This is a genomic window from Aliiglaciecola aliphaticivorans, from assembly GCF_054782055.1.
The window spans coordinates 39580-64873 of record NZ_BAAGTF010000029.1 but is presented as its reverse complement, the minus strand read 5'-3'; the positions used below and the strand labels follow the sequence as shown (position 1 = coordinate 64873).

Below are 25294 nucleotides of genomic sequence, written 5' to 3'. Positions count from 1 at the left end.
AGCAAGTGAATATAGCCCAAATGCCAGCAACGATGACGAGTAGATTAACTGAGAAACTTGGCATTCAGTTACCATCAGCAGAACAAAAGTTAATATTGAACTGGAAAAATGACCATGCGGTGAGTGTTTGGATTAAACGGGATGATTTAATCCATCCGATTATTTCAGGCAATAAATGGCGGAAGTTGAGTAAAACGTTGTTAAGTTCAGCCCAATCACCACCAGCAAACATTATCAGTTTCGGGGGCGGACACTCTAATCATTTACATGCATTGGGTTTTTGTTGTCACAAATTGGAAATTCCTCTCGTGGCAATCATCAGAGGGGATTATTCACAACATATGACACCCATGCTAAACGACCTCAAACGCTGGGGCGCAACAATTGAATGGGTCAATAAAGTCACTTATGCTCAACGAACTGAGGCGAGTTACTTAGAGCATTTAAAAGGCCGGCATCCCAATTCATTAATTATTCCAGAAGGCGGCTCTCATTTCGAAGCCTTAGATGGGGTTGCTGGCATAGTGACAGAATTAACCCAAGAATATGACGTGATAATTGCCCCTGTCGCCAGTGGTGGAACTTTGGCTGGGTTGATTCAAGGAGTACAAAATAAACCCAGCAAAGTATTAGGCATAGGCGTATTAAAGGGACATGACTATTTGTACCAATTGGTTAATCAGTTTTTGCCAAAACAGGGGAAACAACAACCCTCGGAGCAAGCAGCTTGGCAGATCAATTCAGATTTTCACTTTGGCGGATATGCTAAAACAACACCTGAACTAGTTACTTTCTGTGAACAATTTGAGCAAGATACCCATATAGCACTAGAACCAATTTATTCAGGTAAGCTGTTTTGGGGATTACGTCATCTCATTGAAAATAACCATTTTCCTCAAGGGAGTAAAATCCTTGCTTTGCATACCGGTGGCTTGCAAGGTAAACGTGGACAGCAACCCGCAAAGACAATAAGGAAACAAGATGCAATGGACTGAATGGCTCGCTGGCTTCGCTGGTGCTTCACCAATCGAGTGGATAGCAACTGTCAGCGGATTCTTATGCGTATTTTTGATTATTAAACGTAGTATCTGGTGTTTTTTCTTCGGTTTTATTCAAGTGAGTTTATACAGCTATATTTTTTATGATGTAAAGCTCTATTCCGACATGCTTCTGCATCTTATCTATGTGGGTTTTCAGGTTTATGGGTATTGGATTTGGTCGAAAAACTTAGATGACGGTGGTCATGTGGTAGTTCATCGCGGGAGTAATAATCTCTATGTGCAAATATCTGTGTTAGCCATTATTGCCACTGTCTTGTGGGGATGGTTTATGGCCAGCAATACAGATGCCAGCCTCCCCTACTTCGATGCATTCACCACTTGTGTCAGTTTAATCGCCCAATGGTTAATGTCACATAAGAAGCTGTACAACTGGAGTTTTTGGATTGTAGTTGATGTAGTAGCTATTTGGGTTTATTGGCAGAAAGCTTTATACCCTACCTCTGTGCTCTATTTATGTTTTTTAGTGATGGCCTGTATTGGTCAGTATCAGTGGTGGCGGATTTACCACAAAAATTCCAAGCAGTTCGCTTAACTGACTTGGAATAGCGCAATAAAGTGTCTATATTTTTGCATTCGCCTATTGCGTCTTTAGCTAGCAGTGTTAGCATGCGCAAAATTTTCAGCTTGGATAAAAGGAAGCTTATATGTCTCGTGTTTTGATCATCGGTGCTGGCGGCGTTGCTGCAGTTACCATAAAAAAATGTGCCCGTATGCCAGAGCACTTTGACGAAATCTATTTGGCCAGCAGAACGGTGTCCAAATGCGAAGCTTTGCAAGCTGAAGTTGGCGCAGATCGCGTTAAAGGTGTATATGCTATTGATGCTGATAATGCCGCAGAAGTTGAAGCGTTAATCAATAAAGTTAAACCTGATTTACTTATCAACCTGGCACTTCCCTATCAAGATTTGCCAATTATGGATGCCTGTCTTGCCACCGGAACCAATTATTTAGATACCGCTAACTACGAGCCGAAAGACGAAGCTAAATTTGAATATTCATGGCAGTGGGCTTATCAAGACAGATTTAAAGAAAAAGGCATAATGGCGCTTTTAGGTAGTGGTTTTGATCCCGGTGTGACTAACGTTTATACCGCTTACGCTGCCAAACATTATTTTGATGAAATTCATTATCTGGATATAGTCGATTGCAATGGTGGCGATCATGGTCAAGCCTTTGCCACCAACTTCAATCCTGAGATTAATATCCGCGAAATTACCCAGCGAGGACGTTTTTGGGAAAATGGCCAGTGGAAAGAAACCGATCCATTGAGTGTTAGAGAAGACCTTGATTACCAAAATATTGGGGTTAGAGCCTCATATTTGATGTTCCACGAAGAACTGGAATCAATTGTAAAACACTTTCCTACATTGAAACGCGCACGTTTTTGGATGACCTTCGGTGATGCTTACTTGAACCACCTGAAAGTACTTGAAGGTATTGGCATGACCAGTATTGAACCCATTGATTTCCAAGGGCAACAAATTGTGCCCCTTGAATTCTTAAAAGCCGTGTTACCAAATCCTGGTTCACTGGCTGAAGGTTACACCGGCATGACTTGTATAGGCACTTACATCACAGGGGTTAAAGATGGCAAAGAAAAAACCATTTTTATTTATAACAACTGTGATCACGCTGCATGTTTTGAAGAAGTGGGGGCACAAGCGGTTTCCTATACGACAGGTGTACCTGCGATGATAGGTGCAGCGTTGATGTTAAATGGCACCTGGAAAGGTGAAGGTGTTTGGAATATGGAACAATTTGATCCCGACCCATTCATGGACATGCTAAATCAACATGGGCTACCTTGGCAGGTGCTAGAGTGTGAACAAAGCCCCTTTAAACGCTAATTGGGAGTAACACCTTGAGCGATATAATGTTAAACCCAGCGATCCCTTCACCATGCTATGTGTGTGAAGAATCTAAGCTTGAACATAATTTGCAAATAATGGAACGTGTACAGCGCGAAGCTGGGGTTGATATTATTCTTGCGCTCAAAGGGTTTGCCATGTGGTCGACCTTCGATTTAGTGGGTAAATACTTGAAAGGTTGCACCGCCAGTTCAGTTTGGGAAGCCAAACTTGCAAAATTTGAAATGGGTAAAGAAGTCCATGCGTTCTCTCCGGCATACAAACCGGCGGACATGGATGAATTATTGAATCTGGTTAATCACATTTCATTTAATAGTTTAGGTCAGTGGCAGCGTTATAAAGAGCAAGTTTTGGGTAGAGGTATCTCTGCGGGCATACGCTTGAACCCTGAACACCGGGAAGCAGAAACAGAGCTGTATGATCCTAGTGCACCAGGCTCGCGTTTAGGTATTCGAGTAGCTGACTTAGCAGGTGCTGACTTAAGTGGTATCGAAGGTTTTCACGTGCACAATTTGTGTGAATGTGACTCTTATGCCACTGAACGCACCTTGTTAGCGGTGGAAAAACGCTTTGCAAAATGGCTTCCAGATATTAAGTGGTTAAACTTAGGTGGTGGTCATTTAATGACTAAAAAAGGTTATAACCTGCAACACCTAATTGATACCTTAATCCAATTTAAACAGCGCCATCCGCACATTCATATTATTCTTGAGCCTGGTTCTGCTGTAGCGTGGCAAACTGGTTCTTTGGTGTCTGAAGTTGTGGATATTGTTGAAAACGAAGGGCAAATCGCTATTTTGGATATTTCCGCCACTGGGCATATGCCAGATGTATTGGAGATGCCTTACCGGCCAATGGTGACAGGTGCAGGAGAGCCTGGTGAAAAAGCGTTTGACTACAAGCTTGGCGGTAATTCCTGTCTTGCCGGTGACGTTATCGATACCTATAGTTTTGATCACAAGTTAGCTGTGGGCGAACGAGTTATTTTTGAAGATATGATCCACTATACCATGGTAAAAACCACGTTTTTCAATGGCGTTGAACACCCCGCGATAGGGATAATTCGAACAACAGGAGAGTTTGAGTTAATCCGTGAGTTTAACTACCAAGATTTCAGAAATCGTCTTTCATAGCCTTAATTAAGGATTATTGCTTTCCCACTTTATACCTGCGGCAATTAACTTCTAAGTTGCCGCATGCCTAATATAACCAATACTAAACCAGTTAAATGCATAAGTGTCACAGGTTCGTTTAACAGCTGATTAGATAAAATAATCGTAAATAAAGGTCCTACCGCTCCCACAATTGACGCTTTACTAGCGCCTATTCTTTTCACCCCTGCACTGATCATAAAAGACGGGATCAAGGTCATAAAAATGGCCACGATTAACCCTCCCATATATAGCTCAGTTGAGTAGTGCAATAAGTCCCCCACTCCCGCAGCATAAGAATGTATTAGCAAGGTAATACAAGCAGATATCATAGCTAAACAAACAAAACGTTGACTGCCAATTTGTCGGGAAAAACGTTGAGTGGCCACTAAATACCAAGCCGTTAAAATACTCGCAACAAATACCAGAAAACTGCCCAAATAAAGGTTATCACCACCGAAGGAAAGGTCTGCATAGAAAAACACAAAAATACCGGCATAGGACAATATCAGTGCTAACCAGACATTGCGGACTGGTTTTTCGTTTAAAAACCACCAACCAAATAAGATTGCCACTGCGGGATAACAAAATAGAATAATTCTCTCTAACCCGGCAGTAATGTACTGTAATCCTAATAAATCGAAATAACTGCCCAAATGATAACAAGCGATGCCCGCTGCACAACAAGCCAATAATTCCTTAGGACTGAGCGTTCCCCAACCGGTCTGTTTTAATGACCAAAATAGAATCAGCAAATAAAAGGGTAAAACAAACAACATGCGAAGGGTTTGCAATTCCAAAGGACCTATACCTAACTGATACAGGTATTTAATCATAATCGCTTTACTGGAGAATAGAATAGTACCTAGAACAACGAAGAAAATGCCCGGATCAATGCGTAGCATGAACGGCTTCAAATGAACGAGAATAATGTAGTCGGCGCTGATCATCTAAAATAATCGCTTCATAGCCGCGGGTCTGATTGATTAAATCTATGCCTTTTTTGACGCCTAATACAAACACCGCAGTGGATAAACCATCATTTAAGGTGCTTCTGGGGCCAACAACAGTCACACTTTGCACTTCACGGCTCGACTCACCACTTTTTGGAGAAAGAATGTGATGATAGCGTTTCCCACCCTCTTCAAAATACCTTTCATAATCACCAGAGGTAGACATGGCGATATTTTCAAGAGGCAAAACCACAGCTTGTTTTTGCCGATTTCGAGGGTCACGAATCCCCACTTTCCAAGGACGTCCATTGCGATCCCCTAACAACCCTGTGTCACCACCTGCCGTTACCAAAGCATGTTTAATTCCCATATTTTTAAGAATAGACAAAGCGTTATCTACCGCGTGTCCTTTAGCAATGCCCCCCAAATCTATTTTGACTTTTGGATGGGCAAAAGTCACGGTTTGCTGTTCAGGGTTTAACAATAGGTGTCGATAATTAATCGCATCCAACAAACCTTGAATGGTTTTAGTATCTGGCCGTTGTTTTTGTCGATAGTCATATAAATACCCCACACTGGCAAACGTAATATCGAATGCTCCCTGGGTTTCTTCTGAAAGCCCATAAGACAACTGCAATAGTTCAAACATCTCTTTGGAGACAGTGACTGGCGTATTCGCAGCCAAACGGTTTAATTTCGACAATTCGCTGCTGTCGATATAGGGGCTCATCAATTGATTTATACGCTGCATTTCTGCCATTACCGCATCCACAGCCGCGCGCCCCACCTCTGGAGATGCGGCCCAAATTTCAGTATGGATGTTAGTCCCCATAATGCCGCGACTGTCAGAATACCAAGCCCCCTGCTCACCCTCAGTGTTGTGAAGGTCTTTTTCTGACTGCCCATAAGCAAGATTGGAAAGCGTAATGTTCACCCCAACCCATAAATAAAGTAGGTAGCGAAAACGATGCTTCACATTACTCATTCAAGCTTAAACCATACTGATAGAGCGCATTTTTTTTAAGTCCATAGTGTGAGGCGGTAATAGCAGCGGCTTTTTTTAGAGGCAATTCTGCTAATAACGTTTTTAGTAGCTGCAAACTTTCTGCTGGCATTTCAGTATCATGCTTGGGTGCGCCAGCGACCATTAATACAAACTCTCCACGCTGATGGTTAGCATCTTCTAACAGCCAGGCTAACGCCTGGGCTGCGGTGGCCGAGTAAAATGTTTCAAACGCCTTAGTGATTTCTTTGGCTATGGTGATTTTGCGCTGTGCTCCTAACACTTCAATAATAGCTTCAACGGTATCGACGATACGCCGAGGACTCTCATAAAAAACCGTGGTTGCCGTTTCACTATTGAGACGCTCTAACACACTGTGTTTGGCCATCTGCTTGACCGGTAAAAAGCCGTGAAATAGGAATTGATCTGTGGGTAAGCCTGATGCACTTAATGCTGCAATCGCTGCACACACACCCGGAATAGGCACCACTGTTACACCTTGTTCAGTGCAACGATTGACTAAGTTATACCCTGGATCACTAATCAAAGGCGTACCCGCATCTGAAATTAAGGCGATATTCATGCCTCCTTTCAATTGTTCAATTAAGCGATCGGATATCAGTTTCTCATTATGATCGTGAACTGCCGTCATTCGAGTGCTTACTCCCCAATGTTGCAACAGCTTTTGACTATGCCGCGTATCTTCTGCAGCAATCAAATCTACGTCGTTTAATACTTTGATTGCGCGGTGCGTTATATCGTCCAAATTGCCAATGGGTGTTGAAACAATGAACAATGTGCCAGTTTTTGCCACTTATAATCAGCCTTTGATTGTTTTACGTCATTAGGCATTTTAAACTACCTAGAGATAAATGGGGTGGAAAATTTTGAGAGTATCAATGGGCAAGTTAAAATGGCTATTTGTTTATAGTGCTGTCACAGCATTATTCGGTTGTGGGTCGACACCTGAAATAACCAAAACAGCAGGAATTAAAGAGTCCAACTCACCGGTCACGCAACCACAAGAGGCGCAGCCTAAAGATCCCTATTTATATTTAGATGAAGCAAAACGCATATACGCTGATACAGGTGACAAATATCAGCGTAACCAAAGAATTTTACTGGCGGCTGAGTCTTACAAGCAACAAGGTCAATGTATACAAAGTGAGAAAATTGTACAGCTCACTATGCCTGAACTCACATCGCCGACTCTACGTAATCAAAGTCAAATTATATTAGCTGAATGTGAATTGGCAAAAACCCCTACCGATTGGGCCAAGATTGCCACATTGCAAGACCAAATAAATCAAAATATTAGCCACAAAAATCGTGTTCTATATATTCAATACAAACAATACGTGCACTTAAAACAGTGGCTCAATGCAGCACTAGTATTGAACCAAATTGAACCTGCAGAAAATCAGCAGGATAAAGATGTATGGTATTTGCTGCAAAGGTTGACTGAGACAGAGTTAGAAAATGCACTTCGCGCCCATTCAGAATTATCGCCCTGGATACAATTGAGCCTAATCGTTAAACGTTTTGGTTTACAACACCAGCAACTACAAACTGCTGTAAACGAATGGCAAACACGATTCGGTTCTCATCCTTTAAGCATTAACTTACCCCAAGAAGTCCAAATGGCCGTAAGTATAAGTCCCTTAGAAACCCACAGAATAGCGGTACTCTTACCTCTTTCTGGTAGATTATCGCAACAAGGTTTAGCCATAAAACAAGGTCTTCTGGCAGCCTATTATGGCAAGCAAAGTTCAATGCCCAGTGACACCAGGGACGACTTCCCTGCTCTACATTTTTTCGATATTGAAAGTAAGCCAATGGCTGAATTGGTAGCAGAAGTATCAGAATATGACGTGGTAATCGGACCTTTGGTAAAAGACAAGTTGGCTGAGTTTAGTCAATTAGCACCGCCAGAATTGAATATTATAGGCTTGAATAGACTTGATAACAGCAAGCTTGTATCTGAACCTGGAGTGATAGATCCATCTTCTTTGGATAACAACCAAAGTTTGGAACTAGCCACCCCAGAAATACAAGAATCAGCAAGACAGCAAGATGATAGCCAACCCGGAGTTCGCATCTATTTTGCACTGTCTCCAGAAGACGAAGCGGTACAGTTAGCCAACAAAGTGTTCAAAACCGGTGCTACTAGCCCCATTGTTGTCTCTCAACAAAGCGGTGCTCCTAAACGTATGGCCAATGCCTTTTTACAAACTTGGCAACAATTAACTGAAGGGGACGGGGTAGCCCCTGGGTTAGCAACGTTTACCGACAATAAGAGTATGCGCACCAGCTTAACCTCTTTGCTGGATGTCTCCCAAAGTAAAACACGTATAAACCAATTAGAAAGTATCACCAGTGAAAAAATTCATTCGGTTCCAAGGAACCGAAGAGACATTGATGCCATCGTTTTATTTGCATCGCCTGAACAAACAGAATTACTTAACCCGATAGTTGAAACTAGCTTAAGCCCTTTTAATGACAAGGCCGTCCCCGTATATGCTTCGTCTAGGAGCTACAGTAAGAATTTTAGTAATAATACCTTGCGGGATCTGCGAAATATTACATTTACCGATATGCCCTGGATGTTACCAGATGGAGAACATCAATCACTTAAAAGTGAAGTGGAAGCCATTTGGCCTAAACAAGACGATACCTTAAAACGTTTATTTGCTTTAGGCTTCGATGCGTATACGCTAGTCCCCGTTTTGTCTAGTTTAAAAGTATTACCTCAAGTCTCGGTCAAAGGCTTAACTGGCACTCTATCGGTTGACCAAAACGGCAATGTTATTCGCGTGCTTCCTTTTGGTAAAATTACGGAAAGAGAGGTGATATTGCTTGCAAAGGATTAAGCAACGTTTCGCAAGAACAACTGGACAGTTGTCAGAAATCAAAGCTCGCCAGTACTTGCAAGAAAATGGGTTGGATTTTTATCAGAGCAATTATCATTGTCGCTCTGGTGAAATCGATTTGGTAATGCGAAACGGTCAAGAGTGGGTATTTGTTGAAGTAAAATACCGCAGCAATTCTGACTATGGTACAGCAGCAGAATACTTTCATGCTGCCAAACGAAAAAAATTTACTCAGGCAGTGAAACATTTTATGCACTTTCACCGTCTAAACCCCGCAATGGTAGCACATCGTATTGATTTAGTTGCAATTGACGGTGATCAAATTCAGTGGTTCAAATCGGTCTGAAACATGCCATTGATATTCTATTAAAAACACAACTGAGATTGTCATGATTGAACAAATAAAAGCAAATTTCACTGAAAGTATCCAGACGAAAATAGCCGCTGGAGAAGTACTTCCAGAGTCGATTTTTAAAGCATCACAGATGATGGTTGATGCACTTATTCACGGCAATAAAATTTTATCATGCGGGAATGGAGGTTCAGCCGGAGACGCCCAACACTTTTCTTCAGAACTGCTTAATCGTTATGAACGGGATCGTCCGAGTTTACCAGCGATGGCATTAACTACAGATTCGTCAACCATCACTTCTATTGCTAATGATTACAGCTACGACGAAGTGTTTTCTAAACAAGTCAGGGCACTAGGACAAGCCGGTGACATCTTGTTAGCTATATCCACTAGTGGCAACTCTAGAAATGTGATTAATGCCATGGAAGCCGCATTAAGCAGAGATATGACCATAGTCGCGCTAACCGGAAAAGACGGTGGCGAAATGGCAGGATTACTTGGTCCAAATGACGTTGAAATTCGAGTTCCATCAAACCGAACTGCACGTATTCAAGAAGTACACTTATTAGTGATACATAATTTATGTGAGTGTATCGATGATAGTTTATTCCCTGAACAAGGAGCGGAGTAGCAGCATGTTATTTTCATCTGGTCGTTCACTGATTTTGATCGCTATGACCACCTTGCTTTTGCAAGGATGTGCTGCTCTGGTAGTCGGTGCGGGTGTTGGAGCCGCCTCTGCGGCCCATGATAGACGGACTTTGGGGACCCAGCTGGATGACAAAACCGCTACGGCTCGACTAGCAGCTAAGTTTGCCAATAACGCCAAGCTAGATTCTGCCAGAATCGATATCACCGTTTTCAATGGTATCGTTTTGTTAGTTGGTCAAGCGCCGTCAGAGTCTATTAGAGCCGAAGTCTCATCCACTGCTCAAACCGTAGATAACTTGCGTAAAATTCACAATCAAATGCGCATTGCGGAACCTATTCCAGCCACAGTCATTGCAAATGACACTTGGTTAGCCAGTAAAGTGAAAACAGCGTTAATTGGTGATAAGCGTGTAGACGGTTTAAATATAATTGTGGAAGTAGAAGACTCTGAAGTGTTTTTAATGGGCTTAGTTGATAATAGTGAAGCTGATATCGCCGTTGAAATTGCCCGCAACGTAAACGGCGTAGCTCGGGTTATTAAAGCATTTGAAAACAACTAGACTCTTCTAGGCAAAACAGTCTCTGAGTAGGCAAATCATACATTAAACAGGGTCCGCTCCAATTTACTGTAAATCTGTTGGAAACGACCCCATATCCTTATTCAACCATTTGGCGTCGAATAATAATTCATCTACTTTGTTCTGAGCCCTTCGTATTTGTGATGGAGACATCTTTTCAAACAACTTAAAGTAATGGGCATTCACCTCAGCCTTATTTTTATCTAGCGCGCTATATAACCCTTGCCAGATAGCCGCTTTCTCTAATTCATTTTTTTGCAGGTAATAACCAACATAAAACTCATATACTGACGGCTGGATATCTTTTATGACATCCGCTTTTTTGAGGGCTTGACGCGCATACTTTATGCCTTGCTCATGGTTATACTCTGCGGAGTGCGTCATTAGAGCAACATACACATCCACATGCACTTCTTTAGCCGTCTCGTAGCCATTTACCATGGATTCCCAATTATCTTGATTTTGAGACTTTGTCCAAAGCCAAAGGTTCACTTCAGGAGGGGAATGGAACGAGTGCTAGCGATTAACTCCCGTTGTATTTCAGGAATTTTTCGAATGGTTGTCATCTGTGATTGCTTGTCACTTTTATTTCTAACCGCTTCAGAGACAAAAGCATTTTCTAAACAACTTCGATATGCATCGAGACTTTTAAGTACTATATAGGTGTTAATAGAATTCAATTGCTCCCGTTGACGAGCAAGATCACGGATCACTTCACTGCGTGGTAAAGAACACAACGCTCCTGAGTGTGTGCTGTCGCAGATATCCTGATAGGTATCACAAATCTGCCACATAGAATCATCAGCGACGCCGTCGTTGTTGCAACCCGCTATCAAAATGCTTACCCAAATCAACCAATAACGCATAGATACTTTCCCAGAAACCTTGAACTAAATGATATTTTTATTTGATAAAAAAGGCGCTAAATAGCGCCTTTTATTGTTTATTTAACAACAGTTAGGTTCGGTGGACCTTTCCGCTCAGGTTTGGGTGTTGCTTTAGGTTTAGCAGCTGCCCCTTCCTTATCTCCATCAGTAAGATTTTCTTCTGGAGTAAATACTGTACCTGCACCATTTTCTTTTGCATAAATAGCTAAAACAGCGTGCGTGGGAACCACTAACTGTCGTGGTACCCCGCCAAAGCGAGCTTCAAAACTAACATCCGCATCACCAATATTTAATTTAACACATGCACTTGGTGATACATTAAGAACGATTTGTCCGTCTCGGACATGCTCTTGAGGCACATTTGTACCATCAAAAGTCGCATCAACAACTAAATAAGGTGTTAAGTCGTTGTCTACGATCCATTCGTAAAATGCTCTTAACAAATAGGGCTGATTTGAAGTCATCATAATAGGCTACCTAAACCACTTAAAGTGGATCGTGTATTTCTCTTTCTTGATCGGTTAACGAAGCTTTAAATGAGCTACGAGCAAATATACGATTCATATAAGCTAGTACTTCTTTACTGCCTGCTCCGGTTAGTTCGATGCCAAGTGCCGGCAATCTCCACAATAAAGGAGCTAAATAACAATCGACCAAACTAAACTCTTCACTCATAAAGAAGGGTGTTTCAGCAAACAATGGCGCTAAACTCAGCAATGCTTCTCGTAACTCGTTACGCGCAGCATCCAAATCACCTTTACCTGCTACAATCTTATCAGCAACTGAATACCAGTCTTGCTCTATACGGTGCATCATCAAACGACTTTGACCACGAGATACAGGGTAGACAGGCATAAGAGGAGGATGTGGGAAGCGCTCATCCAAGTACTCCATAATGATATGGGACTTGTATAAAACCAGTTCTCTATCAACCAGTGTAGGCACTGTGCCATAGGGGTTTAAATCAAGTAAATCTTCAGGAAGGTTGGTTGGATCAGTATAGCTGATTTCAACGCCCACTCCTTTTTCCGCAAGTACTATACGCACTTGGTGACTGTAAATATCACTTGTGTCAGAGAACAACGTCATGATTGAACGTTTATTCGCGGCTACAGCCATTAACTATCCTCCAGAATCAACAAAACAGGCCAATCAATACAGGGTAAAAAACAACGAGATTGACTGGTCGCCTAACCCTTTCACGGCATTAGACTGATTAAAAAAAGGGGCAATTCCGCCCCTTTTTTGATTATACCTTAATTTTGGGTGAATTAGTGAACATCACGCCAATATTCTTTCTTAAGTAGATAAACGAAAATAAACAGTACAACTATGAAGGCTAAAACCCATTTTCCGGTAGCTTCTAAATTTAAACGGCCGGGTTCACCAACATAAACAAGGTAATGAACTAGATCTCCCACCGCCTTGTCATACTCTTCTGTATTCAATTCACCGTTGCCATCTGTTTTAATGCCAACGTAAACTTCTTTCATTTCGCCATCGATCATTCTTTCTTCATGAGTTTCACGAGGCGTACCTTGCAACTCTTGAAGAACGTGAGGCATACCCACATCTGGGAAACGTTTATTGTTCACCCCAAACGTTTTACTCTCATCAACATAAAAGGTGCGCAAATAGGTATACAACCAATCAGCACCTCTTACACGAGCTACTAGGGTTAAATCGGGAGGTGGAGCGCCAAACCATTTAGCAGCATTCTCGGCAGGAATAGCACTTTTAATATGATCTGATACTTTTTCACCAGTAAACTGCAAGTATTCTTGTCCCAACTCATTAGGAATACCTAAATCTTTGAAACTACGCTCATAGCGCTGATACTGCATGTTATGACAACCTAAGCAGTAGTTGTTGAACAATTTAGCACCATTTTGCAATGCAGCCTTATCGTTCAAATCAATATCGATATGGTCGTTTTCGATTCCGCCACTGGCAGCACCAGCAAGTCCCGAAAACAATAAAGTTAACACTAATACAAACTTTTTCATTTCGTGATCCTCTCTGGTACCGGCTTAGTATTCTCATTTCTGCTGTATATAAACATCAAAACAAAGAATCCAAAGTACATAATAGTAGCGATTCGAGACGCAATTATTTTCCAATTTTCTTGTGGTGTTCCACCTAAGTAACCCAAGAAGATAAACACAGCTGCAAACACTAGTAGATTCCAGCGATGTAAACCACAGCGATAACGCCACGATTTCACTTTACCGCGATCAATCCATGGTAATAGGAACAATGCAACGATTGCAGCGAACATGGCTATTACACCGAGTAACTTATCAGGTACGGCTTTCAATATTGCGTAGAAAGGCGTGAAGTACCAAACAGGGAAAATATGCTCAGGCGTTTTCAGTGGGTTAGCAATTTCAAAGTTAGGATGCTCTAAGAAATATCCCCCCATTCCAGGAGCGAAAAACATGATGTAGCAGAAGATAAATAAGAATGCCGCGAATGCAACCATATCCTTCAACACGATATGTGGGAAGAAAGGCACTACATCATCAATGATGTCGTACTTCTTAGTGTAGTATTCATGCATTTCAAACTTGGTTTTTTGATCTTCAGTCAATGAACCTTTTTTACGCTTCACTTCAACACCGTCAGGGTTGTTTGAACCCACTTCATGTAACGCTACAATGTGTAAGAACACTAAAATAACGATAACCAAAGGCAATGCAATAACATGTAGAGCAAAGAAACGGTTAAGTGTGGCGCCAGAGATAACATAGTCACCTTGAATCCACTCAACTAAGTCTGGACCGATTACAGGAATCGCACTGAACAAAGATACAATTACTTGCGCTCCCCAATATGACATTTGCCCCCAAGGTAACACGTAGCCCATGAAGGCTTCCGCCATTAGCGCAAGGTAAATGAACATACCAAATAACCACAGTAGTTCACGAGGCTTTTGGTAAGACCCGTACATCATGCCGCGGAACATATGTAAATACACGACGATAAAGAATGCAGATGCGCCAGTAGAGTGCATATACCTAAGCACGTCTCCGTAAGGTACATCACGCATAATGTACTCAACAGAAGCAAATGCGCCTTCAGATGAAGGTACAAAGTTCATGGTCAGCCATACACCAGTCACGATTTGGTTAATCAAAACGATTGTGGCTAGGAAACCAAAGATATACCAAAAATTCATATTTTTTGGTGCGGGGTATTGAATCGCGTGCATATTAGCAACGCGCATCATTGGAATACGATATTCAATCCAATCTAAAAGACCTTTAAACATCTTATGCTGCCCCCTCGGCTTCAGAACCGATAATTACGGTATTATCATCAACATATTGATAAGGCGGTACCACCAAGTTCAAGGGTGCAGGTACACCGTCGAAAACGCGGCCAGCCATATCAAATTTAGATCCGTGACAAGGACAGAAGAATCCTTCATCCACGCCTTCGACGTATTCAGCAAATGCGCCGTCAGTCAAGTGCTGAGGAGAGCAGCCTAGATGGGTACAAATTCCCACCAGAATCAAATACTCTTCTTTCAAAGAACGATAGCGGTTCTTAGCAAATGCAGGCTGTTGTTCCTGCTCAGAGTCTGGGTCCTTAAGAATATCTTCATGCTTAGCTAATGAAGCGAGTAACTCTGGTGTACGCCTTACAACCCAAACAGGCTTACTTCGCCAAATAACACGAATCATTTGTCCAGGTTGAATTTTACCAATGTCAATTTGCACATCGGCTCCGGCAGCTTTAGCCCTTTCGCTTGGGCTCCATGAACCAATAAAAGGTACAGCTACACCAACGACACCAGCGGCACCTACAACTGAAGTTGCTACGGTAAGGAAACGGCGCCTAGGGTTGTCTTGAGGCTGATTGTCATTATTTGACGAATCATTTGTATCGACAGACACATTGCTCATCCACTCTTCTCCAAGTTCGGATTTAGTGATACTTCTTGAACATAAAAAGTTGGTTCCGATAGCAATTTGCTAACAGGTAACTCGCACAAGAAATTACGGTTTTGTTGAATTTATCTATTAACATGAAATGATAAAAGAAAACCCCTAATAAAGACAAGGAATTAAGTAAATAATCCTGTGTTTTCTGGGATTAATCTAGTTAGAGGCAATTGAATTAAATGTAATAGACATAAAATCACAAATTTTTAACAATAAAAAACCCAGCATTGCTGGGTTTTTGAAATATTCGTAACGTAAAAATTAACGTTTTGAGTATTGAGGACGCTTACGTGCTTTATGAAGACCCACTTTCTTACGCTCAACTTTACGTGCATCACGAGTTACAAACCCGGCTTTACGTAGCGCTGGACGAAGTGCTTCGTCATATTCCATCAATGCACGAGTAATGCCGTGACGGATTGCACCAGCTTGACCACTAATACCACCACCGGCAACGGTGACGTATAGGTCAAATTTGTCAGTCATTTCAACTAGCTCTAGTGGTTGTCTAACAACCATACGTGCTGTTTCACGACCAAAGAAAACATCCAAAGGACGCTTGTTAACTACAATGTTACCACTACCTGGACGTAGAAAAACACGAGCGGTAGAGCTTTTGCGACGGCCAGTGCCGTAGTATTGAGTATCTGCCATTTTTCTCGCTCCTTAAATGTCTAGAACTTGAGGCTGTTGAGCAGCATGTGAATGCTCAGTACCAGCGTACACTTTCATTTTGCGGAACATAGCACGTCCAAGAGGACCTTTAGGCAACATACCTTTTACCGCTTTCTCGATGATCATTTCAGGCTTGTGAGCTTGAAGTTTCTCAAATGTTGTATCTTTCAATCCACCTGGGTAACCAGTGTAGGAATAATAGATTTTGTTCTGTGCCTTACGGCCAGTAACTGTCACTTTTTCAGCATTGATTACGATAATGTAATCACCAGTGTCAACATGTGGAGTGTACTCTGGTTTATGCTTACCGCGTAAACGTATCGCGATTTCAGTGGCCAAACGACCAAGTGTTTTGTCTGCGGCGTCAACCACATACCAGTCGCGTTTTACCGTCTCTGGTTTTGCAACAAAAGTTTTCATTTTAAAATACCCGAAATATATAAATTGTTACTGGTTAATTTTCTGCTTTTGCCAAATATCGAATACATTGCATCGACATTCCACAATCCAGAAAACCTCTTAAATCAATATTCTGACCCCTTCGAGTCGATTGATTCTTCCACTTTCCCAAAGTGGGCGTAACTGGGCAGGGCGCGAATTATACAGAAGTTTTCATAAAACGCGAGGGGGTATTGCAAGTTTTTTAGTCAATTAAGACATTCAATTCATATTCAGTTCATTTAAGTTAGTCCATTGTATGGGCTAATATTATTCAAACGTCAGTAATCTGTTCTAGTAAAGTGTGTAATTCGGCATTAAATTACGGATAATTCCTCCAGTAACAGGAGCGGAATTAGTGAATTGAGTTTGTTTAATATATATTGCTCATCACAATTAAACCTTAGATTATTTCCGAGGTCATAACTCGCACTGTTCAAGAAAAGTCTAGTATTTAGTGTGAGAGTACAACGTTTCTATTGGAGTCCGTTAGATGAAGTACAATAAGTTGGTTTTGTTGGTCATTGCCAGCATTCAAATGAACCTGGCCATGGCAACCAGCCTACGCTCAGAGCAAATCGAATTGAGTCAACAACAAGGTAGTAATTCAAAAAGCTCCGCTATCAGCCCACTTATTGTTGGTGGTTCCTCTGCAGATGAAGGGGAATACCCGTTTATGTCGGCATTGGTGATAGTGGGCTCAGAAATTGAAACTAGGGTAACAATAAACAGTATTGGATATGACTCCGACGCCTTTGGATTTGGACCAGATGGCGAAGCAGCGGGTACTTTGGTTGATTGCGGTATTGGTGATTCACAATGTGAAGGGGTAAGCAATAACATATGTTTGATTGAACGAGGCGATATCAACTTCTCTGAAAAAGCACTAAATTGTGAATCCGGCGGAGGCATAGGTGTCATTATTTATAATAACGTCGAGGGTGCTTTAGAATCGGGCACATTAGGAGATGATTTTAGTGGCAACATTCCGGTTGTGGCAATCTCACAAGAAGATGGACAGGCACTCTTAGAATTGGACAATGCCAGCGCAAGTATTTCTTCCACCACCCTAACAGGTACTAGTCAAGATGTGGTTTGTGGAGCAACCTTCTTAGGGGAACAATGGGTGTTAACCGCTGCCCACTGTGTAGACTCCGAATTTGCCGATCAATATCAAGTTAATGTGGGTGAGTACAACCTCACAGATGGGGCCGAGGAAGCTATCGCCATTAAGCGTATTTATTCCCACCCCAATTATGATTCAGAATCGTTTGACAATGATGTAGCCCTAATTGAGCTGGTTGAAACTGTGGATGCTACAGCCATTCAACTTGCCGATGCAGACACCACCGACCAATTGGCCATCGAAAATACCATTGCCACCTCAATTGGTTGGGGCGGTCGCACTGGCTATCTACCCAATGAAGGTCCTACCGGCAACTTTCCAGATATATTGCAAGAAGTAGAACTGCCGTTACTTTCCAATACACAATGCCGAAGTGAACTAGCTAGTTCACAAGGGATCAATACGTTCAGTACAGGCATTACTGAACAAATGATTTGTGCTGCACTAGACTCAGGTGGTGCAAGCGCTTGCCAAGGAGATAGTGGCGGTCCTTTGTTTGTTGAAAGCAGTTCTGGTCCTTTGCAAGTAGGTATAACGAGTTGGGGAATAGGCTGCGCTGCAGAAGGTTACCCTGGCGTATATGCCAGAGTGGGCGCGTTACTCGATTTTATCGATGCCACCCGGTCAGGTGTGGGCATTACCGGAAATTCAGATATCACCAATTCCCCTGTTAATGTAGCTATTGAGCAGGAATTCACGGTTACTAATAATTCTAATAGTACCATAATGCCAACCATCAGCTTATCGAATGACAATGACTTTAGTATCGATAGTTCTCAATGCACAACCTTAACAGCTCAGCAAAGTTGCCAGTTAGTCGTGACCTTCAATGCACAAACACAGGGGGCTAAAACTTCCACCATCACCATTGCTTCTGACGTCCAAGATATCCCAACGGGTTCAATCAATATTCAAGGTTATGCCGTTGGCGCTGCCTCTGAATTAGCAAGCTCCATAGGCACGCAAAGTTCAGCAGTGAGCATCTACAGTGGCGGTGATGTGTCCTGGCGCACTAACTCCGTCGGCGGAGTGGTTAGCGGCAATATATCCGGTAACGAAGAAAGTATCCTCATCGCCGCTATTGAAGGTGCTGGCACATTGGATTTTGAGTGGGCAGTATCGTCAGAAGAAAATGAAGATGAGCCAAGTGAGCCTTTTGACGCACTTTACTTATTGGTCAATGGTGAAGAAATCGAATTTATTTCAGGGGAAGTGGATTATACCAGTCAAAGTATTTCACTATCTGAAGGCACTAACCTAGTAGAGATATCCTATCGTAAAGACTTTAATGTCTCAGACGGCGATGACCAAGGAAAAGTACGTAATTTCGTATTTACGCCAACAACGCCGGTAAGTGAACCCACTAATACCAGCTCAGGCGGTGGCGGAACCATGACTTGGTTACTTTTACTGTTATTTGCTGGAATAGGTGTGCGAAGACTAACTTTTTAAATGTTTGACCTTTTGCCAGATGGCTTCCATCTGGCTAAGGGTGGTATCTGGAAGGGCGGTATTCTGCTCAGCAAAATGCTGCTCTACCTTTGCAAAGCGCCCCGCGAATTTGTGGTTCGCTTTTCTAAGCGCAGTTTCTGGATTCACATTTAAATGCCGTGATAAATTTACCACTGCAAATAGCAAGTCTCCCATTTCCTCTTCGATACGATGCTGATCTTTAGGTTGTTGTTCAAGTTCTTCCATAACTTCAGCGATTTCTTCTTCTACTTTTTCCACCACAGGCGCAACATTAGGCCAATCAAATCCCACTTTGGCGCAGGCTTTTTGAATTTTATCGGCAACCATAAGAGGCGACATTCCCATTGGGATATTTTGCAAAATACTGGTTGACTCTTGTGCGCCCTTTTGGGCTCGTTCTTGTTGTTTGATTGCATCCCAGTTAAGACTAACCTGCTCAGCGGAAAGGTCTGTTTTTTCTGCAAACACGTGGGGATGACGACGTACTAACTTATCGCTAATTGTGCGTGCAATTTCTTCAAAATCAAACGCTTGCTGCTCTTTTCCTAACTGCGCATAGAACACAACCTGAAACAGTAGATCACCTAACTCATCTTGAATATCCTGCATGCTGCCATGTTCAATGGCATCGGCCACTTCATACGCTTCTTCAATGGTAAAAGGGACTATTGATTCGAAATTTTGCTGTTTATCCCAGGGACAACCCGTATCGGGATCACGTAGTTGCGCCATAATCTTAAGCAAACGCGCGACTTGGGGATAGCGCCCCTGATCATCCGACTCACTTGTCGAGCCTGATAACATCAGTTACTCCTTTAACCTGTTGCAATCTGGCGATGGTTCTAGACAAACTAGTAAGATCTTTGATTTCCAAGGATACCTTAATTTTCGCCGTTTGATCTTTAGTGTTGCTCAAGCTGTTTACACCCAATAAGGTTACTTTATCATTCGCCAATACAGTGGTGATATCTCGTAATATGCCGTCTCGGTCAGATGTGTGCACATCAAGGTCAGTTTGAAAACTGGCTCTTAAATCATTGGCCCAATTAACTTCAATTTCTCGCTCTGGATGTTGCTCTAACAAGTGACTCAATTGCTCACAGTTTTCCCGATGAACACTGATCCCTCTTCCCATGGTGATATAGCCTTGTATTGCATCACCGGGTAATGGCTGGCAACACTTGGCAATTTGACTCATGAGATTGCCCACTCCTTCTACCACTATGCTGTCTGTGGTACCTTTAGCGGGTTTACTTTGGGTCGTTTTAACCCTGGGGTCAATTTCTGGTGGTGGCGCATCAAGTTGTTGTAAATAGTTAACCACCTGCATAATACGCAGATCACCGCCGCCGATGGCAGCATAGAGATCCTCAACCTGATTCATATTGAAGCGTTCGCAGGCTTTAGTTGCATCTTTTAGTACTAAATTAGCTTTCGAAAGTTCTCGCTCTAATAACTCTTTACCGGCTTGAAGGTTCTTCTCTTTATCTTGCTTTTTAAACCAAGTATGAATTTTGGCCCTTGCCCTAGATGAATGCACATAACCCAAACTTGGATGCATCCAATCACGACTAGGGTTAAGGTTCTTACCGGTTAATACTTCAACCTGATCACCGGTTTGCAACTGATAAGTGAAGGTGACAATGCGGCCATTTACTTTAGCGCCATTACAGCGATGACCCACATTACTGTGAATATAATAAGCGAAATCTAGTGGGGTTGAACCAAGGGGTAAATCAATGACATCACCCTTAGGAGTAAATACATAAACCCTATCATCGAAGACCTGACTGCGTAACTCTTCAACCAGGTCTCCTGATTCTGCCACTTCTTCTTGCCACAACAGGATTTTACGCAACCAATTAATTTTATCTTCATAAGCAGAACGCTCTGAACTCACCCCTTCTTTATATTTCCAGTGAGCTGCAATACCCAATTCAGCATCCTGATGCATTTGTTCCGTGCGAATTTGGATTTCTACGGGGCGCTCTTCAGGGCCACGAACCACTGTGTGAATGGATTGATAACCATTCGGCTTAGGAGTAGCGATATAGTCATCAAATTCACTGGGTATATGTTTAAAAAGTGAATGGACGATCCCCAAAGCGCTATAACAATCTTGCAGTCTTTCAGCGATGATCCGTACAGCTCGAATGTCAAAGAGTTGCTCAAAGGACAAATGCTTTTTCTGCATTTTTTTCCATATGCTGTAAATATGTTTGGGACGTCCGTAGACTTTTACCTTGATATTCGCATTGTCCATTTCAGTTTGTAAATTACTCACAAACTCTTCGATATAATGTTGTCTGTCAGTCCGCTTCTCGTCTAATAAATTAGCGATTTTTTTATAGGTTTCTGGGTGCAAGTAGCGAAATGAAAGATCTTCAATTTCCCATTTGAGCTGGCCAATCCCTAACCTATTGGCAAGGGGAGCGTAAATTGTTGAGCATTCCCGCGCAACTATGACCCGAGTTTCTTCTTCTGCGGTTTTCATTTTCTGAAGGGTACAAATACGTTCGGCTAACTTTATTAACACTGTACGAACATCTTCGACCATGGCTAACAACATGCGGCGAATGTTGTCTATTTGTGCTTCGTCAGCCTTCTTGCTACTTCGACTGTGTAACGATTTAATGGCATCCATTCGACGCACACCGGAAATTAAGTGGCGAACTCCTTTGCCAAACTCTTCTTCTATTTGATCGTCATCTAACCCATGGACTTCACAGTAGGGATACACCAACGATGCTTGCAGCGTTTCATCATCCATGTTCAACTCATGGAGAATTTCCACCATTTCTTGACCCACCAGCAAAATTTCTGGCGACTCAGAGGTATCCCGCAGTTTTTGTTTAGTCTTCTCCGACAGATTCAAGCAATCAAGCCATTTATCAAATGTAGGTCTTTGAGGTTGATGAACTGTTCGGATTGAAACCATAGTAATAGCCCAGTAGAGTTACTTTCGTTTATTCAGAGGCACAAATAATGCCATCAATTCAGTGTGCGCAGTTTGCGGAAACATATCCATCACACTTAACTTATCTAACCGATAATTTTTTTCAATTAAATGTGCCGCATCTCGAGCAAAGGTAGCAGGATTACAGGAAACATATAAAATATGAGATGGCTGCAAATCTGCTAACTGCTTAACAACCGCCAATGCACCTTCTCTTGCTGGATCAAGTAACACTTTATTGCAGCTTTTCATTTGACCATGATCTGACAATTTAGTGCTGTTTAAATCTGCATGGATGAAATGACAATTGGTTAGTTCGTTAATGGTTGCATTATGTTGGGCTCTTTGCACCATTTTAGGTACACCTTCCACACCAATTAAGGTTTTACATTGCTCAGCAATAGGTAAACTAAAATTACCAATTCCACAGAACAAATCCAATACTAGATCATTTTTTTCTAAAGCTAACCAGCCAATTGCCTGCTCAACCATTTGCTGATTGACCTGGCTATTTACCTGCACAAAGTCATCATTGTGGACTTGCAAACTCAAGTTTTCATTTATTTCGTAGGTTAATTGCTTGTCTGGCTGGGTGGCGAAATCTTGCGTGTTATGTTTATCTTCGATAAGTAACTGCACATTATATTGTTCAGCAAATTCACGACATAACTGTCGATCTTGTTGGCTTAATGTGTGAATTGTGCGGATACAAACTTGCACGCCATTGTCTCCATTAAGCAAACTAACGTGACCAATATTCAACGGCGTTTGCAACTGAGCAAACATTAACTGCAGTGGCTCAATCAGACATTCCAGTGCTTGGTTAAGCACGGGGCACTGTTGCAGATTAAATATTTTATTACTACCTTTGCTTCTAAAGCCGAGTTTTAGGGCATCCGGATTCCTTGCATCCACAGATAAACGTGTTTTACGCCTATAACCTTTCGGGGCAGAGTGTAGTGCGGTCTGCCAATTTAACTCCCCTTGCTTATCACTGAATTTACGTGACTTTTTGTTTTTTCCACCACGAGATGCTTTACTGAGTCCCCGTTTAGGCTGAGCAGCAGATTGATTAGAGTCTAAGGCGGTATGTAAGATAAGATTTTGAATTGCAGATTGCTTAAACTGCAACATGGCATCGGTTTGACAATGCTGGGTTTGGCATCCACCACAAATATCAACATGTTGGCAAAAGGGTGTTTGTCGATATTCCGACGCCTCAACAATGTTTACTAACCGACCATGACAAACCTTACCGCGATCTTCTGTAATTTCCACCTCTACAACTTCACCGGGTAAAACACCTTCGACAAAGATAAGAGGATCATGATCGCCACTGATCCCTTGCGCCAAATGATCAAGTTGGGCAATAGTGACCGTTACTTTCTGACCAATTAGCTGACTATTGGATGCAGCTTTCTTTTTATTTTTTTTCGGCGAATAAAAGTTAACCATGGTTATATACTTTGCTCCAAAATCACTGTCGCCATTGCATAATGTTGTTCGTCGGAAATAGAGACCAACGCATTGTTGATGCCTCGCTGCTCGCACAGTTTCGCAAAGTGCCCATTAAATTGAATAACCGGCTGCCCTAACTCACTATTGGTAATTTCAATTTGTTGCCACCCCACTCCATTTCCTATCCCTGTCCCTAGGGCCTTAACTGCAGCTTCTTTGGCAGCAAAACGTTTAGCTAAGTAACGGCAGGGAAAAGGGTGTTCCCGATAAACCTGCATTTCAGTGCTGGTTAAAATACGTAACGGCAAGCGATCGGATTTTTCTAACAACTTTTCTAATCGAGCAATTTCGATGATGTCTGTGCCCAACCCTAAAACCGCCAACTTAACCCCTTGCCTCTAACATCAGTCGTTTCATATCGGCAACTGCATTGGCTAGTCCGTCAAATGCTGCTCGAGCAATAATTGCATGGCCAATATTCAATTCAATAATTTCGTTAAGTGCCGCTATAGGTTTAACATTGTGATAATGCAATCCATGGCCTGCGTTCACTTTTAACCCCAAAGAATGGGCGTAACTGATCCCCGTTTTCAGTTTTTCCAACTCAACTAACATTTGCTGTTCGCTGCTCGCTTCTGCATATTGGCCTGTATGTATTTCAATATAAGGTGCTCCCGCTTTTAGCGCTGCATCGATTTGACTCTTTTCGGCATCAATAAAAAGTGATACCTGGATATTTTGCTCCCCTAGTCGCCCACAAGCATCGGTTAGCTTGCTAATATTGCCGGCCACATCTAGACCACCTTCGGTGGTTAATTCTTGCCTTTTTTCAGGCACTAAACAGCAAAACTCTGGTTGTGTCTGCACAGCAATATCGAGCATTTCTTCGGTCACCGCCATTTCTAAATTCAAGCGGGTATTAATGGTTTCCCGTAATAATCTTACGTCACGGTCTTTTATATGTCTGCGATCTTCACGTAAATGAACAGTGATCCCATCGGCCCCCGCGCGTTCGGCAATATCAGCGGCATGCACCGGATCAGGGTATTGGGTTCCTCGCGCATTTCGCAATGTGGCTATGTGATCAATATTCACACCCAAAAAGATATCACTCATTCAGTTCGCTCCAATTTAATAAATAATTCTCTGCTTTTTAATGGTTTTTCACCAAGAATGGGTTTAAACGCCATCCGTGTAACTCGTTTTGCAACGAGTAAACTTTGTTTATCCCAAATGAATCTAGCGACATTTTCTAAATCTTTTCCTAAGAAACAGTTTGCGGTGCGTTGCACCTGATTTAGTCGCTGAAACCCATGGTCATTGATAAAACTATAATAGCTATTTGACTCCAGTTTGTCGCCAGTATGACAATCTGCTTGCCAATCAAATCCATATCCAATGTTATTAATCAAACTAATTTCAAACTCACGCAATACCACTTCAATGGATTCCTGCTTGGCTAAACGAAGTAAGCTCGCCATATAGAGATCATACACTTCTGGGTATGATACCTCTTTTGGTAAAACACGATTCAGTAATTCATTTAAATACATTGCGGAAAACAAAACTGGGCCGTTTAATAAAAACGCCCTGGCATCACCTTCAATCTGAGTAAGATTCTTTAGCTCATGTCTTCCGCTGAAAGAAACAAGTAAAGGTTGGAATGGCTGTATTAAACTCTTTTTCTCATTGGATTTAGTACTCTTACCGCCTCTTACTCCACGACAGATCGCTGAAACGCGCCCTTGTTGTTTAGTAAAGAAATCTACGATAAAACTAGTTTCTCTATATTCTCTTCGATGAAGAACTAACCCGTTGAGCATTGCGTTTGGCTCAGCCATCGCCAA

Annotated in this window: 27 protein-coding genes; 9 read left to right on the top strand and 18 right to left on the bottom strand. The window is 42.1% G+C overall.

The genetic code is table 11. The annotated features are described in order from the left end of the window. Positions 1–5 precede the first annotated feature (5 nt). The 4 genes from ACYVIL_RS15245 to nspC all read left to right on the top strand — a co-directional run bounded on the left by ACYVIL_RS15245 (position 6) and on the right by nspC (position 4062). A complete protein-coding gene (locus tag ACYVIL_RS15245) occupies positions 6–995 on the top strand; it encodes a 1-aminocyclopropane-1-carboxylate deaminase/D-cysteine desulfhydrase (RefSeq protein WP_460313249.1) in 990 nt (329 codons plus the stop codon). Further along, positions 982–1593, top strand: coding sequence for a nicotinamide riboside transporter PnuC (gene pnuC, locus ACYVIL_RS15240; RefSeq protein ID WP_303472566.1), 612 nt, complete (start codon positions 982–984; stop codon positions 1591–1593). The genes ACYVIL_RS15245 and pnuC overlap by 14 nt, the downstream gene beginning before the upstream one ends. 112 nt (positions 1594–1705) lie before the next feature. Then, the gene (locus ACYVIL_RS15235; protein ID WP_460313247.1) at positions 1706–2908 is read left to right on the top strand and encodes a saccharopine dehydrogenase family protein; all 1203 of its coding nucleotides are present in this window, start codon (positions 1706–1708) and stop codon (positions 2906–2908) included. Between the two features lie 14 nt (positions 2909–2922). Beyond that, positions 2923–4062, top strand: coding sequence for a carboxynorspermidine decarboxylase (nspC, locus tag ACYVIL_RS15230; protein WP_460313245.1), 1140 nt, complete (start codon positions 2923–2925; stop codon positions 4060–4062). Between the two features lie 44 nt (positions 4063–4106). On the opposite strand, the gene ACYVIL_RS15225 is transcribed toward nspC, so the two are convergent. The 3 genes from ACYVIL_RS15225 to rsmI are packed head-to-tail and all read right to left on the bottom strand — an operon-like array spanning position 4107 to position 6850. Next, complete coding sequence (locus tag ACYVIL_RS15225; protein WP_460313243.1) at positions 4107–4985, bottom strand: DMT family transporter; 879 nt, start codon at positions 4983–4985, stop codon at positions 4107–4109. Further along, complete coding sequence (locus ACYVIL_RS15220; RefSeq protein WP_460313241.1) at positions 4972–6018, bottom strand: FAD:protein FMN transferase; 1047 nt, start codon at positions 6016–6018, stop codon at positions 4972–4974. Before ACYVIL_RS15220 ends, ACYVIL_RS15225 begins: the two co-directional genes overlap by 14 nt. After that, complete coding sequence (rsmI, locus tag ACYVIL_RS15215) at positions 6011–6850, bottom strand: 16S rRNA (cytidine(1402)-2'-O)-methyltransferase (protein ID WP_460313239.1); 840 nt, start codon at positions 6848–6850, stop codon at positions 6011–6013. Before rsmI ends, ACYVIL_RS15220 begins: the two co-directional genes overlap by 8 nt. A gap of 85 nt (positions 6851–6935) precedes the next feature. Here rsmI and ACYVIL_RS15210 point away from each other — a divergent pair, with 85 nt between their 5' ends. Genes ACYVIL_RS15210 through ACYVIL_RS15195 form a run of 4 tightly spaced genes read left to right on the top strand, consistent with a single transcriptional unit; the run spans position 6936 to position 10469 of the window. Beyond that, positions 6936–8906: a penicillin-binding protein activator gene (locus ACYVIL_RS15210; protein ID WP_460313237.1), complete on the top strand. Its 1971-nt coding sequence runs from the start codon at positions 6936–6938 to the stop codon at positions 8904–8906. Next, positions 8893–9252 (top strand): YraN family protein, encoded by a 360-nt coding sequence (locus ACYVIL_RS15205; RefSeq protein WP_303472576.1) that lies wholly within the window; start codon positions 8893–8895, stop codon positions 9250–9252. The genes ACYVIL_RS15210 and ACYVIL_RS15205 overlap by 14 nt, the downstream gene beginning before the upstream one ends. Positions 9253–9295: 43 nt before the next feature. Further along, positions 9296–9889, top strand: a complete 594-nt coding sequence (locus ACYVIL_RS15200; RefSeq protein WP_303472578.1) for a phosphoheptose isomerase — start codon at positions 9296–9298, stop codon at positions 9887–9889. A gap of 4 nt (positions 9890–9893) precedes the next feature. Next, complete coding sequence (locus ACYVIL_RS15195) at positions 9894–10469, top strand: BON domain-containing protein (RefSeq protein ID WP_303472580.1); 576 nt, start codon at positions 9894–9896, stop codon at positions 10467–10469. Positions 10470–10532: 63 nt separating this feature from the next. Here ACYVIL_RS15195 and ACYVIL_RS15190 read toward each other — a convergent pair whose 3' ends face one another. The 9 genes from ACYVIL_RS15190 to rplM form a co-directional block, all read right to left on the bottom strand. Continuing rightward, positions 10533–10928 (bottom strand): hypothetical protein, encoded by a 396-nt coding sequence (locus tag ACYVIL_RS15190; protein WP_460313234.1) that lies wholly within the window; start codon positions 10926–10928, stop codon positions 10533–10535. A 47-nt stretch (positions 10929–10975) separates the two neighbouring features. Then, positions 10976–11353 carry a DUF2989 domain-containing protein gene (locus ACYVIL_RS15185; RefSeq protein ID WP_460313232.1) on the bottom strand — a complete coding sequence of 126 codons (378 nt, stop codon included), beginning with the start codon at positions 11351–11353 and terminating at the stop codon, positions 10976–10978. A 77-nt stretch (positions 11354–11430) separates the two neighbouring features. After that, on the bottom strand, positions 11431–11838 hold the full coding sequence (locus tag ACYVIL_RS15180; RefSeq protein WP_460313353.1) for a ClpXP protease specificity-enhancing factor: 408 nt from the start codon (positions 11836–11838) through the stop codon (positions 11431–11433). Positions 11839–11860: 22 nt separating this feature from the next. Then, positions 11861–12493 carry a stringent starvation protein SspA gene (sspA, locus tag ACYVIL_RS15175; protein ID WP_303472584.1) on the bottom strand — a complete coding sequence of 211 codons (633 nt, stop codon included), beginning with the start codon at positions 12491–12493 and terminating at the stop codon, positions 11861–11863. Positions 12494–12645: 152 nt separating this feature from the next. Then, positions 12646–13380: a cytochrome c1 gene (locus ACYVIL_RS15170; RefSeq protein ID WP_303472586.1), complete on the bottom strand. Its 735-nt coding sequence runs from the start codon at positions 13378–13380 to the stop codon at positions 12646–12648. After that, the gene (locus ACYVIL_RS15165; protein ID WP_303472588.1) at positions 13377–14645 is read right to left on the bottom strand and encodes a cytochrome b; all 1269 of its coding nucleotides are present in this window, start codon (positions 14643–14645) and stop codon (positions 13377–13379) included. The genes ACYVIL_RS15170 and ACYVIL_RS15165 overlap by 4 nt, the downstream gene beginning before the upstream one ends. Position 14646: 1 nt before the next feature. Next, the gene (gene petA, locus ACYVIL_RS15160) at positions 14647–15282 is read right to left on the bottom strand and encodes a ubiquinol-cytochrome c reductase iron-sulfur subunit (protein ID WP_303472590.1); all 636 of its coding nucleotides are present in this window, start codon (positions 15280–15282) and stop codon (positions 14647–14649) included. Positions 15283–15582: 300 nt separating this feature from the next. Next, positions 15583–15975, bottom strand: coding sequence for a 30S ribosomal protein S9 (gene rpsI / locus ACYVIL_RS15155; RefSeq protein ID WP_303472592.1), 393 nt, complete (start codon positions 15973–15975; stop codon positions 15583–15585). Between the two features lie 12 nt (positions 15976–15987). Next, a complete protein-coding gene (rplM, locus tag ACYVIL_RS15150) occupies positions 15988–16416 on the bottom strand; it encodes a 50S ribosomal protein L13 (RefSeq protein WP_216046920.1) in 429 nt (142 codons plus the stop codon). A gap of 511 nt (positions 16417–16927) precedes the next feature. On the opposite strand from rplM, the gene ACYVIL_RS15145 reads away from it, so the two are divergent. After that, positions 16928–19012, top strand: coding sequence for a trypsin-like serine protease (locus tag ACYVIL_RS15145; RefSeq protein WP_460313228.1), 2085 nt, complete (start codon positions 16928–16930; stop codon positions 19010–19012). On the opposite strand, the gene mazG is transcribed toward ACYVIL_RS15145, so the two are convergent. From mazG to recO, 6 genes are read right to left on the bottom strand one after another with little or no spacing between them, the layout of a single operon-like run. After that, positions 19001–19837, bottom strand: coding sequence for a nucleoside triphosphate pyrophosphohydrolase (gene mazG / locus ACYVIL_RS15140; protein WP_303472596.1), 837 nt, complete (start codon positions 19835–19837; stop codon positions 19001–19003). The two genes, ACYVIL_RS15145 and mazG, sit on opposite strands and share 12 nt — an antisense overlap. Beyond that, entirely contained in the window at positions 19815–21971 is a 2157-nt protein-coding gene (relA, locus tag ACYVIL_RS15135; RefSeq protein WP_303472597.1) for a GTP diphosphokinase, read from the bottom strand. Before relA ends, mazG begins: the two co-directional genes overlap by 23 nt. A gap of 18 nt (positions 21972–21989) precedes the next feature. Beyond that, positions 21990–23444, bottom strand: a complete 1455-nt coding sequence (rlmD, locus tag ACYVIL_RS15130; protein ID WP_460313225.1) for a 23S rRNA (uracil(1939)-C(5))-methyltransferase RlmD — start codon at positions 23442–23444, stop codon at positions 21990–21992. Between the two features lie 2 nt (positions 23445–23446). Next, the gene (gene acpS / locus ACYVIL_RS15125; RefSeq protein WP_460313223.1) at positions 23447–23830 is read right to left on the bottom strand and encodes a holo-ACP synthase; all 384 of its coding nucleotides are present in this window, start codon (positions 23828–23830) and stop codon (positions 23447–23449) included. Position 23831: 1 nt separating this feature from the next. After that, on the bottom strand, positions 23832–24563 hold the full coding sequence (gene pdxJ / locus ACYVIL_RS15120) for a pyridoxine 5'-phosphate synthase (RefSeq protein ID WP_303472603.1): 732 nt from the start codon (positions 24561–24563) through the stop codon (positions 23832–23834). After that, positions 24560–25288: a DNA repair protein RecO gene (gene recO, locus ACYVIL_RS15115; protein WP_303472605.1), complete on the bottom strand. Its 729-nt coding sequence runs from the start codon at positions 25286–25288 to the stop codon at positions 24560–24562. The genes pdxJ and recO overlap by 4 nt, the downstream gene beginning before the upstream one ends. Positions 25289–25294: the final 6 nt, after the last annotated feature.